We start from the raw sequence: 15,314 nt of genomic DNA on the forward strand, positions 1-15,314 counted from the left end.
GCGCCATCATGCACGGACACCTGTGGTCGCCCTCGTACTTCTCCGCATCGTGCGGCGGAGCACCGTTGGCGATCGTCCGCCAGTACATCGAGCAGCAAAAACGCCCGCTCTGACGCGCACGTCAGAGCAGTCTTGCGATGCATTCATCCCCGGCGTGAACGCCGGGGCTTTCTGGCAAGAATCCCGGTAAGGTCCATCGCTCTTGTCATCGCTACCTAGTCCCTTCTATGGGTATTGCCAATTGCCCGGGCATCGGCCCGTCGACGTCGACTGACCCCGTGCGGGTGGCTGTGCGCCTGCGTGACGGCCTCGGAGGGGTGCCCGCGTCGCCCGGGCCGTCGGCGGGGCTCACGCGGCCGGAGACGGGCGCAGAGGCGGGGTCGGGGGTCAATGTGCGGGTCACGCCGCCTCGCCGTCGTCGTCGCCGACGGGCGTCGGGCCCTTGATGCGACGGAACTCCAATCCGGGTGCTCCGGCCTCGTAGCCATGGCAGTCAGCAAGGGGTCCTCGGCAAGCCCTGCACTGCGACGATTCGAACCAGGTGCCGCGGTCACAGTCGGCGCAGCGGGTGAGCCACAGGGTGCGGGGTCGCGTGGACGACCAGTTGGGATGCCCGCCGTGGCGGCGCCTCGTGGCTGCCATGGCTCGGTAGTTGATGTTCTCGACGTCAGCGAACTGCGGGTCATTCCAAGGGTCGTAGGGCTTGGGCGGATGCCCGATGACAACGAGTTCGCCGCCGGGCCAGTCGCAGGTGCAGGCGTAGATCTCGCAGTGGCAGGCCAGGGACTCCCCGAACTCGATGGCCTTCTCGACCCGCGGTACCCCTGTGCCCTTGACCTCCAGCCAGGCTCCTATGTCGGGGAGGCGGAAGTCGGGGATGTACCTAGCGCCGGACGGAAGGGTGACCGTTTCAGGTTCGTACTCCCACCGGATGTTCAGGGTGTCGAGAGTGGCGGCCCAGGACGCTTCGAGGGCGGACCGGAACGTGGTTTCCGCGTACCAGGTGGGCAGCGCCTCGACAGTCATGTCACCGCCGAGGGCGCCAGTCTGGCCGGGGATGTGGTCGGCGCGCACGATCTGCTGGTGGAGGGTGCGTTCGACCGCTTCGCCGGCAAGGCTGGTGTGCCAGTCGTTCTGAATGCCCATGATCAGCTCCTCAGATGCCGCGGGCCATGGACCGCAGGCGTGCGTAGTGGCCTTGGAAGATCAGCGGGACGATGCGCCCGCTCGCGCCGTTTCGGTTCTTCGCGACGATGAGATCGATCTCGCCGGCGCGGTCGTCGTCGGGGGTGCCGTCGTCGTTGAGGGGACGGTGCATGAGGACGATGACGTTGGAGTCCTGCTCGATGGCAGAGGAGTCCTTGAAGTCGGAGACCTGCGGGGTTCGGCCGACGGCGCCGCGGTTGAACTGGGCCAGCGCGATAACGGGGATCTCGAACTCCATCGCGAGAAGCTTCAGCCCGCGGGAGAGTTCGGCGACTTCGTTGGCTCGGTTCGCGTTCGGCTTGGCGTTCTCCGGCGTCATGAGCTGGAGGTAGTCGGCGACGACGATGGCGGGCGGGTTGCCGGTGGAGGCCATCCACCGCATGCGGGCCCGGATCTTCCCGATGGTGAGGTTCGGGGAGTCGTCGAGGATGAAGTTGCTGGCGTTCTGGAGCCGCGGCGCCGCCTTGAAGACCTTCTCCCAGTCGGACTGTTCGAGCTTGCGCCGGATCAGCCGGTCCAGGACCACACCGGCTTCGGCGGCGGTGAGGCGGGCCATGAGTTCGGAGCCGCCCATCTCCATCGAGGCGACTAGGGCGGGCTTGCCGCGGGTGAGGGCGACGTGCGCGGCCAGGTTCATGCCGAGGAGGGATTTGCCGCCGCCGGTTGTGGCGCCGACGGTGACGAGCTGGCCGGGCTTGAGCTCGATGACCTCGTTGAGGTCCATCCACGGGGTGTCGAGGGCTCGCGGGTCGGTGCCGGCTTCGAGTTCGTCGACGAATCCCATCCACCGGTCGGAGACAGCGAGCCGCACGTCCGTGGTCGCGGTGCCGGTTGCGGCGGCCTGCAGGTCGGCCATGGCCGCGTCGAGGATTTCGGCGGCGCTGAGTGCGGCGGTCAGGGCTCGGCTGGTGGCGCGGCGTGTGGCTTCAAGGACGGTCCGGAGCTGGGCGCGCTCGCGGATGATGTCGGCGTAGTAGGTGGCGTTCGCGACGGTGGGTACCGAGGCGACGAGGGTGTGGAGGTAAGCGGCGCCGCCGATCTTGCCGAGCTCTCCGGTCGCGAGGAGTTCGGCGGCAACGGTGATGGTGTCGATCTTCGGGTCTCGGCTGCGGGCGTACAAGTCGGTGATCGTGCGGTAGATCGTCTGATGGCGCGGCAGGTAGAAGTCTTCGGCCGAAGTAAGAATCGCGGCGATCGGGTCAATGACGCTGCGGCTGAGGAGCATCGAGCCGAGGGCGGCCGTCTCAGCTTCGTGGTCGTGCGGCGCGGCGCCGATCTCGGTGTTCTCGATGTCGGGCTCCCAAAGGGGCTCGGTCATGCGGCTTGTCCTTTCGCGGCGGGGTGGCAGTCGGGGCAGCGATCGAGGCTGCGGATGCCGTTTGCGTTCTCGGTTTCGCGGGTCCGGGTGACGGGGTCGCAGTCCGGGTGGCCGCAGTGCGGGGGCTTTCCGCGATCAGTGGTGCGGCCGGGTGGGTGCTTGATCTGGGCTGGCAGTGGTGGCAGTTCGCGCCAGCCCTGCATGAAGTACTTGGCGGACTCGATGTCTCGCCGGGCGGCGACCTTGCGGGCGTATTCGACCATCGCGGCAACGCCGGACTTCTTGATCAGCGCATGGATGACGAGCCACTGGCCGCCTTCGAAGGGCCACCGAACGGAGACGTTTGCGTTGGTGCATCCGTCAACGAGAGGGCGGGCGAATGCCGGGATCCCGTAGTCGTCTTGCTGCTGCCCCTCGGGCTCCCGGGCCTGCTTGCTGGGAGTAGTTGGGTAAGGCAGTCCGGTTTCTGGACCGCTACGGATCCTTTGCGGTCCGGTTTCTGGACTGCTAGCCGAGTCGCCGTTTTCGCTTTGCGGTCCGGTTTCTGGACTGCTACGAAACCCTTGCGGTCCGAATTCTGGACCGCTACCGGATCCGGGGTCACCCCGTAGCGGTCCGGTTTCTGGACCGCTACGGACTTCTGCTCGGCGGTAGTCGACCGCCAGCGGGAGCCGGTAGAGCGGCGGCCGACGGCCCGATCCGGCCTCCTTGATCTCCAGCTCGCCGGACTTCTCAGCCGTCTCAAGAGCGGCCCGCACGGTCCCCTTTGAAGGCGTATTCATCGCCTGCATGAATTCGGGGTAGCTGAGCCTCACCTCGGCCGCGGAGGTACGCACCTGGTCCGCCACGAACAGCAGCGCGATCCGGGTGTTCCCCTTCGACTGGGAGTGCTTCCAAACCCAGTCCATGGCGTCCAAGGTCACGGCGGTCTTCTTTCCTGCGGTGTGGATAGGTCTGCCGGTCACGGCGCGCGGGCCGCGGTCAGGTCAGGTGGGGGCCGGTTGCGGCCAGGGGCGGGTCACGCGGCGGTCTGGTCGGGCTCGTCAGGCACGTGGTGCCAGCCGTGACGGTTGACGACGCGAGAGATACTGGGGCGGCTCACGCCGTACTCCGCAGCCAGTACCTTCTGGAGCTCGCCAGCCGCAGCTCTGGCACGGATCTCGGGGATCTGCGCCTCGGTGAGCTTGTTGTTTCCTCTGCGGCTTCCTCGCGCCTGGCGCCCCTTGCTCACCATGTCTGCGGCGTTGTCTGCTGGGCTGCCAGCAGAAAGGTGGGCGGGGTTCACGCACGGCGGGTTGTCGCACGAGTGCAGGACGTAGAGGCCTTCGATGTCCACACCAGCCAGCTGCAACGAGACCCGGTGGGCTTTCACCGTGGGCCCGTGACGTCGGCCTTCGGGTCGCATGACGCCGTACCCGTGCTCGTTGAGGGCGGCGGTCCACAGCCAGCACTCGTCAGGCCCACGGCGGTCGACCTTCGCCCAGAAGCGTTCAGCGAGGGTCAGTCGCTTCGGGGCGTCCGTGGTGCCGGTTCGTTTCATTCGCTGGTCGTGGGTGTCGCACAGGCCGTTACGCCGAAGCGGCTTCTCGCAGTCAGGGACGGAGCAGGGGCGCTTCAAGGCAGCCATTACAGGACCACCTTGACGCGCTCGCCGAGCCACTGCGCGGTGTTGCAGGACACCGCGTTCCCGGCCTGCATGGTCTGCTCGCCCTTGTTGCCGTGGACGATGTAGTCCTCGGGAAAACGCTGTGCAAGCAGCTGCTCGCGGGGCTGGATCATCCGGTAGTGGCAGTCCTCCAGCACCGGGGCCGGGCCGAGGAGTCCGGCGGAGTCGACCGTGCTGAGCGTGTGCAGTGGCTCGGCGACGGACTTGTTCGCAGCGTTGCGGTACGGAATGACGAGCCAGTGATGGCGGCCCTGCCCGGTGACGGTGTCGACAGGCTCGGACACTGACCGGGCCCCACCGTTGCGGCGCAGGGTGACGATGAACGAGTCGTCAGCCGGCGGTGGCGTCACCAGAGCCTCGAAGCCCTTCGGGTTGGCGAGGCGGGTACGCATCGGTTGGGCCGTGGTGGTCGCCGTGGTGTTCCACGTGCCGCCCGCGGGAACGAGGATTGCGTCACCGATCTTCGCTGTGCGGGCTGCAAGCGGCGCCGCGTCGGCCTGGTACGCGCGGCCGTCGTGGCCGCCGTGGTTGACAGTGAGGACCATCCGCTTGTCGCCGAGGAGGGACAGGCCGGCGCGGATCCGCTTCACGGTGTTCCCCGCGAGGGGCCGCAGCCCATGTTCCGGGCGGTCGCCGATACGGACGCCGAGGTTCGACCAGTCGATGATGGACGAGGCCGGTCGGACGTAAGGCTCGACGATCGTGTGTCGGCAGCGGGCACCGTTGGGGCACCGGTACACGTACTGCTGCCCGTACTTGCCGAGGTGGCGGGCACCGGGCTTCTTCCAGGATTGGAACGCTTGAACGTTCTCCTCGCAGACCGGGCACCAGGCCGACGGGCGCGGCTCGACGTCGGGGAGCGGGATGTCCTCTCGGGTCAGGACGATGTAGATGCGGTCCCGCCACTGTGGTGCGGCCGAGTTGTTATCGCCGCCCGCGTGCGCGGAGGAGATGGATACGAACTGGTGCCGGTAGCCGAGGACCCGCATTCCAGCGAGCCAGATGTCGAACAGCTCCCAGTCCGCAGCCTCCATCACGTTCTCGACGAGGACGGCCTTGTACCGGTTGACCTCTGTGGCGCGGATGACGTCCCAGAACGTGGCCCGGGTACGGTCGAACGCGGCCGAGGGGACGTGGCCGAACTCTTCGAGGGCGACTTGCCCGTGTCCAGCGTCGCTCTTACGCGGCTTGCGGCGGCGACCGCCGGCCGGGCTGAGCTCGGTGCAGATCGGGGAAGCCCAGAGGATGTCGGTCTTCGGTAGGCGTCGCATGTCGTAGTTGTTGATGTCGGCACAGAGGTGTTCGGCGTTGCGGTGGTTCGCGGCGTGAGTCTCGATGGCGGTGGCCCAGTGGTTCGCGGCGAGCTTGAGCTCGTAGCCAGCGGCAACCAGGCCGGTTGAAGAGCCGCCGGCCCCACAGAAGATGTCGGTGAACGTGAGCGAACTGTCGTGTTGGAAGGCCACGGAGATTCCTCTCTTGGGGTGGCGTATCTGGGAGATCGGGGCACGCGGAACCAGGCCCAGAAATGGGGTGGTGGTCACGTTCGGCCGTGGCAACACTTTCTCACCATTCTTTAAAGTTTGGCAAGTATGGTGAATGTGGCCATGCCTTACACTCTTGCCATGGCCGCAGATCAGGAACCGCAGATCGCCGACGACGGCGTACAAGATGTGCCGCTGACGGTCGCCCGACCGCTCCTGACCCGGCTCATCGAGCAGGCCCGAGAGGATGGACTCGACAGCGCACTCACCGTGCGGGGTCGGCGTCGGGCCTACCTCGTCACGCCCGACTTCTACGAGCAGGCAATCGCCGACCGGGCCTACCTGGAACGTCTGAGCAAGGCCTTTGGCAAGTTCACGCCAGAGCAGCAAGAAGCGATCGGCCGAGAGTTGATCGGTCCGCTCCTCTCCGACTGACGTCATGCCCCCTCCCCTCTGCCCCGCGGTGTTGCCGCGGGGCGTTGTCGTGTGCGGTCAGGCGGCGGCCTGCGCGCCGTCCGTCTCCGGGTGGCGGTGGAGTTCCTGCTGGAGGTGCTGGCGGGTGACGCCGAGGCGGGCGGCGGCTTGCTCGTAGTCGCAGCCGAGGCGCATCAGCTCGCGGGCATCGGTGGCGATGTCGGCGCCGCGGCTGGAGGCGCTGGCGCGGGACGCCATGAGGGCTACCTGGAATTCGCCGCGCGGCAGGCCCCGGTGCTGGGCCTTCCACTCTTCGTGGGCCGTCCGGCAGGGCTCGCACATGGGGAGCTTCTGCAGGGTGTGCATCCACCAGCCGCGGTCCGTGCCGCACACCCCTGTCCAGTCCGCGACCGCTGCCGGGTCGTCGATGCGCTCGTCATCCCATGCGGCCGTAGGAGCCCAGCGCTCTCGGGCAGCCCGGTTCAAGGAGCGCTGGCAGGTTCCTCGCCGGTTGCTGAGAGTCGTGTACGCAGCCATGACGCCGTCTGCTGTGGGGGCGCTGACCGTCTCCGGACGGCCGTTCACGAGGTAGCGGATGGTTGCCGGGTCGAGGGGACTTGCCGCAGCGATGTCCAAGCAGCTGTGCCCTGTCGCGATCAGCGCCCGGCACCGGCGGATGCTGCCGATCGCGGAGACGCGCCTTCGCGGCGGGAGGACGTCGCTCACGTCGACGGCAAGGATCTTGTTAGAGACTCGCCGCGAGATGCTGGTCCGCTGGTTGTGAACGATGGCGACGAGAGTCGAGCTGGAGCATCCGGTGACGGCTACGAGTTGGTTCCAGCCGGCTCCCGCCTCGAAGAGTTCCTTCAGGTGGGCTGTTGCTTCTGCGGCTTCTACGCGAACGCTTCGCCCGGTTTCGTTGAGGAAGCGGCGGCGCTTGTCGTAGGCGTTCTCTGCGTCGCGGCAGGGCCTGCACGGGCATCCTTTGAGCCCCGACGCAGGCCGCCCTTTAGCGCGGGCGGTGGTGCCGTGGTCGGCCAAGGGCTTGAACGCGGTGGTCATGCGGCGGCGCTCCCCTGCGCTCGGGCGGTGCGCTCGGCGGCGATGGCCCGGCCGCGGGCCGACAGTCGCCATACTGCGAGCCGATGTCCATGGGTGGCGGGCGACGTGGAGGGAACGGCCCGGCCGGTGTGGGCGATGATCCCGCCGGTGCGCAGCGAGTTGATCGCGGCGCCGAGGAAGCCGTGCCCCATCTCGGGGAGGACATCCCGCAGGTCATTGCAGCTGAAGTCGGTGTGGTGCCGACCGAAGGTGAGGACGGCCTGCTCGACGAGGAACTGGTCCCAGCTGGAGTGGTCGGCTATCTCCTCAAGGAGGAAATCCTTCTCGGCGGCAGCGTGGCGCTCGGCGACGGTGAGGCGACGGGTCATGACGTGTTCCCTTCCGTGTGGTGTGCTGGGTGCCGGGCCGCCCGCATTGCCCGCGGGCGGCCCCCGTGCGCGGGCTGTTACGAGGCGGCCTTCAGCGCGGTGCCGCGCTCCTTGATGAGGTCGCCGAGGCTGATCGGCTTGCCGGTCTGCGGGTGCAGCAGCGGGGTGGCCAGGGCGCTCGCCGCCTCGACCTCGCGGTAGAGAGCGAGCAGGCTGTCCGGGGTGGCGTCGGGTGCGTTCGCCGCGTCGATCCAGACGGTGGGGTCGACTTCCTTCGCACCGTCGCGCAGCCAGTCCAGGTAGGGCTTGGCGATGTCGCGCGCCCCGTTGGGCTGGTCGAGGAGCAGGCCCCTGAATGCTGGGCAGCGGGACTTGATGAAGCGGAGCCGGTTGCTCTTGTCCATCTCGGCGGCGACACCGAACTCGAACTCGATGCCGCGGCGCTGCTCGACACGCATGCCCTTGTTGACCGGCTGGCCGCTTTCGAGGACCCAGTCGACGTAGGACCGCATCGTGGCGACGACGTGCCCCGGGTAGGACATGAGCGCTTCGATCATTTCGTTCTGGAGGGGGGTGCCGTCTTTCCAGCCGGCGAACTTGTTGCCGCCGTACTTCGACTTGGCCTTCTCGACCTGGTCGAGGGTGCCGTCGGTGCCCTTCCAGAAGTGGCTGAGGGAGTCGACCATCACGACCGGGTAGCCCGCCTGGGCTGCGGCGGCCAGCGCTTTCTGCAGGTCTCGCGGGTCGTAGCGGCGCATCGGCAGGGTGTCGAAGGAGACGCCGAGGTCGTTGACGTACAGGGCGGCGGCGCCGCGCTCGGTGTCGATGACGGCGAACCGCTGGCCCTCGGCGAGGCCGCTGGCGATGGACAGTCCAGTCCACGTCTTGCCGGATCCGGACGGGCCCTGGAGGGCGATGGTGGCGGTGAAGCCGTCCTTCGTGGCGGGTCGGAACGTGAACGGTCCGTCGTCGTACTCGTCGGCGGTCGCAGACTGCGGTCGGCCGGTACGGGTGGGCGGGGGCAGCTGGGGCATGACGGTCCTCCTAGGCGTACTGGCGCTCAAGCCAGGCGGGCGGCGAGACGTATTCGGTGTCGGTGCTGTAGGCCGGCCAGTAGTCGGCGGCCCGGCAGGACTCGTAGAGGAACAGGGCCTGCTCGCTGACCTGGTGGGCGATGTCGCGCCACAGGTCGAGGCGAGCGACGGTCACCAGGTAGGGCGGGTCCTTCTCCTGGAAGATGAAGGGGAACGGGGCTTGCCGCGGGAGCAGTCCGAGGGCGTCGGCGCCGCGCCGGTACCAGTCCTCTTGCACGTGGTAGCCGTGCTCCTGGACGGCTTTCTGTATGGCGTCGGGGTGGGCGGAGCGGGCGGTCTTGTAGTCGACGAGCTGGTCGTCGCGGAGCCAGTCGACGCGGGCCCGGCACCAGACGTTGCCGATCGGCCAGAGCAGGGTCTGCTCGGCCTGGCCACTGGTGGGTTCTAGGAGGTCGATTGCCTCCGGGTGCTGGCTGAGGGCGGTGGCCATGTCGTGGACCCGCTCAAGGTCGGCCCGCTTCAGCGGGATATTCCCCGCCGCGCGAATCTCGGCGACCCGGGCCTTGGTGGCGTCGGTGTTCCACAGCAGCTCGTCGACGAGGACGAGTTCGGGGCCGTCGCTGAGGACGAGCTTGTGGGCGGCGGTCCCGAAGTCGAACGCGGCCTTGTACGGCTGCGGGTGGTCCAGGTCGTAGCGGAACTTTGCCGGGCACTGCGACGTCAGGGTGCGGGCCCCGGTCGACGAGAGACTGCCGCCCGGGATGGGGTCGGCGTGGTACATCTCGGCGGGAATGTCGTAGACGCCGGGGATGACCTCCTCGACGGCCGGCTCGGTGGTGGTCACTGGCCGTCCTGTTCGTCGAGGCAGTCTTCGCAGACCGGGCCTTCGGGCTGGCGGGAGAACGGTCCGGCGGTGTTGTCGCAGCGGACGCAGGCGATGGGGCTCACTAGAACGGCGCTCCTTCCATGTACTGGCGGCGGTTGCGGAACCAGAGCGGGATGGACCAGGTGCGGAGCTGGTCGAGGCACGGGCACTCGTCCCAGTCGGCGCCGAAGCGGTTGGGCATCCAGCCGCCGCCGCTGCCAGAGCAGTCGGGGCATTTCGGGTCGGGCTGGCGGGTGATGTGGATGGCGCGCTGGTGCAGTTCGATCTGCCAGCGGCCCATGCGGATGGGGGTCATCGGTTCGTCGCCTCCGGGACGGCCCGGTCGGACGAGCAGGGGCCGCAGGAGGGGATGCCGCAGTCGACACCGAGGGCATGCTCGGTGGCTTGGGTCCAGGCGTAGCCGTGGTGCAGGACGACGGCGTACATGACCGGGTCGTAGTCGCTGGTCGAGTTGAACCGCATCTGAGCGAACGTGGCATTGAGTTCGTTCGCCAGATTCAGTGAGCCGCCGAGGGTCTCCCTGTCGTGGATCTCGTCCATGCCGGAGACCCAGACGGACCATTCCTGGTCCTCGTAGCCAAGACGGGTGCGGTTCTCGCCGAAGAGATTGGTGCTCATGTGTATTGCCTTTCGGGTGTGGATGGCCCGCCCCGCTCGGGAGAGGTCGGGGCGGGCCCGGCGGCGGAGCTGGGGGCTCGACGCCGCGTCTGGGTGGTCAGGCGGTGCGGGGCGTCTTGCTGTGGGTGAGGAAGATGCCGGGTGACCGCTCCAGGGCCTCCCGGACGGTGTCGCCGTCGAGCTCGGCCCGGATCTGCTCGACCGGACGGGTCCAGTCGGTGAGTTCACGGATGGCCCACGCGGCGTCGTCTGCGTCGCCGGGGTACTCGAACTTGGCGATGACGTACCCGGAGTGGTGGCCGAGCCGCCACACGTACTGGTCGCCGGGAGCGAGCAGTTCGTCGGCCTGGCGATAGACGCGCAGGCCGGGCAGCGGCTCGATGGCCTGGACGAGGACCGGGGTCGCGTGCCGCGCCCGGATCTCGTGTGTGGATGTGTGCATGGATGTTCTCCTCAAGATGTGGGCGCCGGGCCGGTCGGTCGGGTCACGGCCGGCCCGGCGGGTCAGGTGAGTGCCCAGAAGCAGTCGGCGAGTCGAACCGGGTCGCCCTGGCTGTCGAGCTGGACCATCAGCTCAGGCATTGCGGGCCCCCCTTGAGGCTGCGGATGAAGGCACGGAACCCGGCCTGCTCCAGCGGGCTGGGTGCAAGTGCTCGTCCGGGGGCCTGCGGGATGGTCTGCGCGGCGATGCGCTCACTGAGGGGCGTCTCGACGTAGTCCGAGCGCACCGTGTCCAGGTAGTCGGGGTCGACCGCGGCCCGGTACTGCCCGGCCGTCGGACGCGAGAGCGCGATCAGTGGGCCGTGGTCGCGGTACACCGTCGGCAGCGGGAGCGGCATGTCGTGGCCGGGTGCCACCATCAGCGGCTCGCCCTCGATCCAGGCGCCCGTCCACGTCCACTCGACACCGAGAACATCGGCGTGCGGGACGTCCAAGTCGAAGGTGACGCCGTCGTGCAGGTACGGGGTCATGACGCCCTCCGGCGGGTGGTTTTGTGGTGGTGGAGGTCGACGAACGCCGGGACAATGCTGCCCGGGTCGGCGTCGTAGAGGAGGTGCCGGTACTCGGCGGCCAGGCCGGCGGCGAGGCGCTCGGCCTTCAATGCGGTCATCCGGTCGGCGGCGGCCACACAGTCGGTGGTCGGCGCAACCCGGTCCAGGTCGGTGGCGCTCATGAGGCACCGCCCGGGGTCGTGTCCGCCGCCGTCGGTACGGTCGGCTCGGTGGCCATCGCGCGGATCGCCCGCAGGACCATGTCGGCGCCCTTACGGGCCTCACCCTGGAGCGGAGCGATAACGGTCTCCACGTCATGGCCGAGGACTGTCAGCAGCTCGGTACAGGACGGGCGGGTAGCCAGCTCGCTCCGCAGGACGACGGCCTTGCCCGCGCTGTGCTTCGTCAGCCGCTTCTGCTCGGCCAGCTCGGCGCGGACTCGCTCCAGCTCGGCAAGGATCAGCGGCACAGTGCGGGCCAGCTGGGCGCCAGCGTCTGCGGTGCTCGCAACCAGGTCGTCGGGCTCAGCCCACCGGTTCCCCCAGGAGCGGACGATCGACGCAGCCATTACGCTCAGCTCGGCTGCGGTTGGGGCGACGTCCAGCCCGGCCGCGCGGGCGGCTTCCGGGGTGCAGACCGGCCAGTCCGGCGCAGTCGGGGCGTTCATGCCGCCACCTCGATGACGTCGAGGTGCGTGAGGGCGATGCCGCCCGAGTGGCCGTCGACGAGGGCAACAGGGGTGTGGCCGCTGAGCGTCCACGCCTTGCTGCGGGTGACGGTGATCAGCGGGTTCTCGCCTCGCACCCCCGGGTAGGCGGTGACCGACGTGCCGACCGGGTAGCGGGCGTTCCACTCGACCGCGGTCAGTTCGCCCGTCGGGTGCTCGGTGGGGCGGACCGTGTGGCTGCCGTCGTAGTGGCGGACGATCGTGTTACCGAACTTGGCGACGATGCGGTCCTCGCCGTGACCGATCCGCAGGCCGGTGATGACGAGTTCGCCGCCGCCGTCCTCCCAGAACTGCTTGGCGAACACGCCGGCGTTGTCGAGCCAGGTGTCGACCTCGTACAGGTTCGACGGGGTCAGCGTGTGGCAGCGGACACAGGACGTGTCGTCGCAGTCGTCGGTGTGCAGCTCAGGGGATGCGATGATGTTGGGCACGGGGCCCGCCTTTCGTCTTGACGTGTGTGGGTGGGTCACGGAGGTCGTCCCGGGCTTCGCGGTTACGGGGCGGCCTCTTTTGCTGCGGTCAGGCAGCGGCCTGGACCTGCGAGGTGGACCGCGCCGGCCGGGCCCTGCGGGGTCGGCGCTTGCTGCCGCGGTGTGCGGTGCCGCCCATGCGGTTCGCGGCGTAGATCGCGTCCCGGTCAGCGCGGTTCGTGACGATGCGCCGGCCCTGCCGGGCGTGCATCTTCGGGTGCTCCTTCAGGAACCTGCGGAGCCAGGACACCGAGCAGGACAGGACGTGAGCCGTCTCCTGGACGGTCATGTACTCCTGGTTCAGGTCCGCTGGGGGGATGGGGCGGCCGTACTTCTCGTACTTGTCGCCGGGCATGTCACTCCTTGGGGGTGTGGGCCCTCTGTGGGGCGAGGAGGTCGTCGGTGTCGGCGTTCAGCGCCTTGCAGAGGGCCATGTATCGCCGGGGTCTCATGTGGGTGCGAGTGCCGTTTTCGAGGTGACTGAGGTAGCGCCGACTTATGTCCGCGCGTTCGGCCAGCTCGGACATTTCGAGGCCCATCTGCATGCGGCGGTGGCGGATAACCGCCCCGTCCACTTCGAAGGTGGGTTGGGGTTGGCGCATACCCAGAAGGTAGCCCTAGTTAGCCCCCGTGTCCAGCCCTAGTTAGCCTCTAGCTAGACCTAGATCGCCCATGCGGGGGCGCGGGGACGACAACCGGCGCATTCCCGCACGTCAGTGAATCGGCCGGACTGCGGCCCGGTCCTGGCTGGCCCCGCCCGGCCCTGCCAAGATGGAGTCATGCCGCCCCGCGACCTCCCTCGCCTAGCGCAGGCCGTCAAGGCCCGCCGCCTCCAGCTCGGCCTCGCCCGCAAGAAGGCAGCCGACGAGGTCGGCATGTCCAAGGACACCTGGCAGCGCGTCGAAGAAGCCAAGCCCGTTCGCGCACTCAACTACGCAAAGATCGATCGCGTACTGGGCTGGGCCACGGGCACCTGTGAGGCTGTCGCCGATGGCGGCGACCCGGTGCTCGCCGAGGAGTCTGGCTCCACCTCAGGGGTAACGATCGCCGACGCGACCGAGCGCGACCTCACCGTGCAGCGCGTAGTGGAGAGCGCATCGATCGGCGTGACAGACCTGTCCGCCTCCGAGATCCGTGCACTGAGCGCGCGCATTATCGAAGACCTCAAGAAGGCTGGCGTCATCTGACGCAGGGTTCACCCATTCGGCCTAAGATCTTTTCGGGTTAAGGGCTTTGCTCTGAAACTAAGCACAGTCACTTTGGTCTCGCCTGGTCCCAAACGGCCCTGAGCGTGGCAAAGTCGTGCTCACACCTTGGGGGGTTCTCCCGTTCCCGGAAGGGGGAACCATGGTGATGCGCGGCGATCTGGTGATAGGCGACTACGGCCCGACCTTCCTCGGATGGGTCGGCCGTACAGCTGAGAGAATCGTCTGTGTAGCAGCGCCCCAGTTCGAGCACGATCCTGCAGTCAGGTCGGTCGTGCGAGAGCTGGTTCAGCGCGAAGGAGGGGACTGTTCGACATGCGGTAACTGCCCGATCGGGAAACCGGATTGAAGAGCAGTCTGGCGTGAGGGCCCGGCAGCGGGGGCGCTAGCCGGGCATCACGCACGTTCAGGGAGGCGTCATGCCACATGTTGAGTGGCGCGGTGGCACATGCCGGGTCAAGTGGTGGACGGGCGAGTACCTGGCCAACGGCCGTAAGCGCCACGAGTCCAAGGGCGGCTTCACCGACGAAGATGAAGCTTTGCAGTACGGGATGGACAAGGAGTACGAGGTCCGTCACGGCGTCAACATCACGAACCGCGACGGCTCCACGCTCATGTCCGACTGGCTGGACGCCTGGTACGGATCCCTCGATCTAGCGCATCGCTCAATGGTCAACTACGAGTCCGTGATCCGCGTGCACATCAAGCCGTACTTCGCGCGGCGCACGGTCGGCGAGATCGGCATCATGGATCACCGGGCGTTCAAGAAACACCTCAAGACCGTGCTGTCGAGCGAGAACAGCCGCAAGGCCGTGCTGAACGTCTTCAGCATGGCGATGGACGACGCCGTCAATGCTGAACTCCGCAAGACATCGCCCGTCGAGCGGCACCGCCGCCGCGGGAAGTACACGAAGAAGAAGCGCGAGCGGAAGAAGGACATGGCCCCCGCGGCCGTCGAAGCCCTCGCCCGGAACGCGCACGCGGTTTTCGGGCCAGCCGGGTATGTCTTCATGTGGACGATGGCAGTGACGGGCATGCGGCCGGCCGAACTGTACGGACTCACCCGGGAGTACTGCTACCCGACATGGCCCGGGTCGGACCTGAGGACCGATTCCGACGAGACCGACCGCTACGCCGAGGACGTGGGACGGTACGGCAAGGGCGAAGGACTGATGCCTGCGGTACGGGTGGAGCGTCAAGTCCAGTACATGGGCGGCGGGTTGCAGTTCTTCCCGCCGAAGTACGAGTCGTTCAGGACCCTGGTGGTGCCCCCGTTCCTCGCCGAAATGCTGGAGCGGCTCCTGAAGGAGCACAACTCCCGGTGGGTGTTTCCGTCGATCAGCGGGGGCAACTTGCGATCGGCGAACTTCGACCACAAGTACTGGCGCCCGATCGCCGACGGAGCGAAGGCCGAGGAGGGGCCGCGCTGGCCGGGTGAGCGCCTGGCCCTGTCGGAGGTTCCTGCGTTCACGGGGAAGCGTCTGTACCTGATCCGGCACGGGGCGAAATCCTGGCTCGACGAGGACGGGCACAGCCGGTTTGCGGTCGAGTCTCGTATGGGGCACGAAGTCCCGGGTGTTGAGGGCGTGTACTCAAGCGTGACTGTTCCGATTGAGCGTGCCATCATGAAGACGCTGCAGGAGCGGTGGGAGTCGGTGCCCGACCGCATGGGAGACGCAGCTTGGGGCTAACTCCCAGCCAACTCCCAATTCCGGCGAGTCGGCCCGAGTAACCGCAGGTCAGAAGCCATCCCTGGAACGTTATTGGAACGTGAAAGGGATGTTCATGATCGGATTCCCGCCGCTGCGCTGCCGCCGAATTCAGCTCGCACTTGAGGGGTGGCGAGCGTGAGCCATCGCCAGTAGTT

The 15,314-nt window shown here is 67.8% G+C and carries 22 protein-coding genes; 4 read left to right on the plus strand and 18 right to left on the minus strand.

Annotated elements, in window-relative coordinates; genetic code table 11:
* On the plus strand, nt 1-113 hold a 113-nt coding region (locus tag ACWCQ6_RS32240; protein ID WP_451095314.1), incomplete at its 5' end, for a transposase.
* 286 nt (nt 114-399) lie between these two features.
* Here ACWCQ6_RS32240 and ACWCQ6_RS32245 read toward each other — a convergent pair.
* The 5 genes from ACWCQ6_RS32245 to ACWCQ6_RS32265 all read right to left on the minus strand — a co-directional run bounded on the left by ACWCQ6_RS32245 (nt 400) and on the right by ACWCQ6_RS32265 (nt 5,653).
* The gene (locus ACWCQ6_RS32245; RefSeq protein WP_451095272.1) at nt 400-1,146 is read right to left on the minus strand and encodes a hypothetical protein; all 747 of its coding nucleotides are present in this window, start codon (nt 1,144-1,146) and stop codon (nt 400-402) included.
* 10 nt (nt 1,147-1,156) lie between these two features.
* Nucleotides 1,157-2,524, minus strand: a complete 1,368-nt coding sequence (locus ACWCQ6_RS32250) for a replicative DNA helicase (protein ID WP_451095274.1) — start codon at nt 2,522-2,524, stop codon at nt 1,157-1,159.
* The gene (locus tag ACWCQ6_RS32255; RefSeq protein WP_451095276.1) at nt 2,521-3,447 is read right to left on the minus strand and encodes a hypothetical protein; all 927 of its coding nucleotides are present in this window, start codon (nt 3,445-3,447) and stop codon (nt 2,521-2,523) included. The genes ACWCQ6_RS32250 and ACWCQ6_RS32255 overlap by 4 nt, the downstream gene beginning before the upstream one ends.
* A 95-nt stretch (nt 3,448-3,542) precedes the next feature.
* The gene (locus tag ACWCQ6_RS32260; RefSeq protein WP_451095278.1) at nt 3,543-4,064 is read right to left on the minus strand and encodes a helix-turn-helix domain-containing protein; all 522 of its coding nucleotides are present in this window, start codon (nt 4,062-4,064) and stop codon (nt 3,543-3,545) included.
* Between the two features lie 86 nt (nt 4,065-4,150).
* Nucleotides 4,151-5,653 carry a DNA cytosine methyltransferase gene (locus tag ACWCQ6_RS32265; protein ID WP_451095280.1) on the minus strand — a complete coding sequence of 501 codons (1,503 nt, stop codon included), beginning with the start codon at nt 5,651-5,653 and terminating at the stop codon, nt 4,151-4,153.
* A 159-nt stretch (nt 5,654-5,812) separates the two neighbouring features.
* Between ACWCQ6_RS32265 and ACWCQ6_RS32270 the strand changes: the two genes are divergently transcribed.
* Nucleotides 5,813-6,106: a hypothetical protein gene (locus ACWCQ6_RS32270; protein WP_451095282.1), complete on the plus strand. Its 294-nt coding sequence runs from the start codon at nt 5,813-5,815 to the stop codon at nt 6,104-6,106.
* 57 nt (nt 6,107-6,163) lie between these two features.
* Here the strand turns inward: ACWCQ6_RS32270 and ACWCQ6_RS32275 are convergent, their stop codons facing one another.
* From ACWCQ6_RS32275 to ACWCQ6_RS32335, 13 genes are all read right to left on the minus strand, one after another.
* A complete protein-coding gene (locus ACWCQ6_RS32275) occupies nt 6,164-7,147 on the minus strand; it encodes a hypothetical protein (protein ID WP_451095284.1) in 984 nt (327 codons plus the stop codon).
* Complete coding sequence (locus ACWCQ6_RS32280; RefSeq protein WP_451095286.1) at nt 7,144-7,515, minus strand: hypothetical protein; 372 nt, start codon at nt 7,513-7,515, stop codon at nt 7,144-7,146. Before ACWCQ6_RS32280 ends, ACWCQ6_RS32275 begins: the two co-directional genes overlap by 4 nt.
* A gap of 77 nt (nt 7,516-7,592) precedes the next feature.
* Nucleotides 7,593-8,549, minus strand: a complete 957-nt coding sequence (locus ACWCQ6_RS32285) for an AAA family ATPase (RefSeq protein ID WP_451095288.1) — start codon at nt 8,547-8,549, stop codon at nt 7,593-7,595.
* A 10-nt stretch (nt 8,550-8,559) separates the two neighbouring features.
* Nucleotides 8,560-9,393: a PD-(D/E)XK nuclease-like domain-containing protein gene (locus ACWCQ6_RS32290; RefSeq protein WP_451095290.1), complete on the minus strand. Its 834-nt coding sequence runs from the start codon at nt 9,391-9,393 to the stop codon at nt 8,560-8,562.
* A gap of 103 nt (nt 9,394-9,496) precedes the next feature.
* Entirely contained in the window at nt 9,497-9,730 is a 234-nt protein-coding gene (locus tag ACWCQ6_RS32295) for a hypothetical protein (protein ID WP_451095292.1), read from the minus strand.
* On the minus strand, nt 9,727-10,053 hold the full coding sequence (locus tag ACWCQ6_RS32300; protein WP_451095294.1) for a hypothetical protein: 327 nt from the start codon (nt 10,051-10,053) through the stop codon (nt 9,727-9,729). Before ACWCQ6_RS32300 ends, ACWCQ6_RS32295 begins: the two co-directional genes overlap by 4 nt.
* Nucleotides 10,054-10,150: 97 nt before the next feature.
* Nucleotides 10,151-10,495 (minus strand): hypothetical protein, encoded by a 345-nt coding sequence (locus ACWCQ6_RS32305; protein ID WP_451095296.1) that lies wholly within the window; start codon nt 10,493-10,495, stop codon nt 10,151-10,153.
* Nucleotides 10,496-10,622: 127 nt separating this feature from the next.
* The gene (locus ACWCQ6_RS32310) at nt 10,623-11,024 is read right to left on the minus strand and encodes a phiSA1p31-related protein (RefSeq protein ID WP_451095298.1); all 402 of its coding nucleotides are present in this window, start codon (nt 11,022-11,024) and stop codon (nt 10,623-10,625) included.
* Entirely contained in the window at nt 11,021-11,227 is a 207-nt protein-coding gene (locus ACWCQ6_RS32315; protein WP_451095300.1) for a hypothetical protein, read from the minus strand. Before ACWCQ6_RS32315 ends, ACWCQ6_RS32310 begins: the two co-directional genes overlap by 4 nt.
* The gene (locus ACWCQ6_RS32320) at nt 11,224-11,712 is read right to left on the minus strand and encodes a hypothetical protein (protein ID WP_451095302.1); all 489 of its coding nucleotides are present in this window, start codon (nt 11,710-11,712) and stop codon (nt 11,224-11,226) included. Before ACWCQ6_RS32320 ends, ACWCQ6_RS32315 begins: the two co-directional genes overlap by 4 nt.
* Nucleotides 11,709-12,203: a hypothetical protein gene (locus ACWCQ6_RS32325; RefSeq protein ID WP_451095304.1), complete on the minus strand. Its 495-nt coding sequence runs from the start codon at nt 12,201-12,203 to the stop codon at nt 11,709-11,711. Before ACWCQ6_RS32325 ends, ACWCQ6_RS32320 begins: the two co-directional genes overlap by 4 nt.
* 88 nt (nt 12,204-12,291) lie before the next feature.
* Complete coding sequence (locus ACWCQ6_RS32330) at nt 12,292-12,597, minus strand: DNA-binding protein (RefSeq protein ID WP_451095306.1); 306 nt, start codon at nt 12,595-12,597, stop codon at nt 12,292-12,294.
* A 1-nt stretch (nt 12,598) separates the two neighbouring features.
* Entirely contained in the window at nt 12,599-12,844 is a 246-nt protein-coding gene (locus ACWCQ6_RS32335; protein WP_451095308.1) for a helix-turn-helix domain-containing protein, read from the minus strand.
* Between the two features lie 177 nt (nt 12,845-13,021).
* Here ACWCQ6_RS32335 and ACWCQ6_RS32340 point away from each other — a divergent pair, with 177 nt between their 5' ends.
* Both ACWCQ6_RS32340 and ACWCQ6_RS32345 read left to right on the plus strand, forming a co-directional pair.
* Complete coding sequence (locus ACWCQ6_RS32340; protein ID WP_451095310.1) at nt 13,022-13,429, plus strand: helix-turn-helix domain-containing protein; 408 nt, start codon at nt 13,022-13,024, stop codon at nt 13,427-13,429.
* A 437-nt stretch (nt 13,430-13,866) separates the two neighbouring features.
* Complete coding sequence (locus ACWCQ6_RS32345; protein WP_451095312.1) at nt 13,867-15,138, plus strand: integrase; 1,272 nt, start codon at nt 13,867-13,869, stop codon at nt 15,136-15,138.
* Nucleotides 15,139-15,314 lie beyond the last annotated feature (176 nt).

Source organism: Streptomyces sp. NPDC001880 (assembly GCF_053594575.1).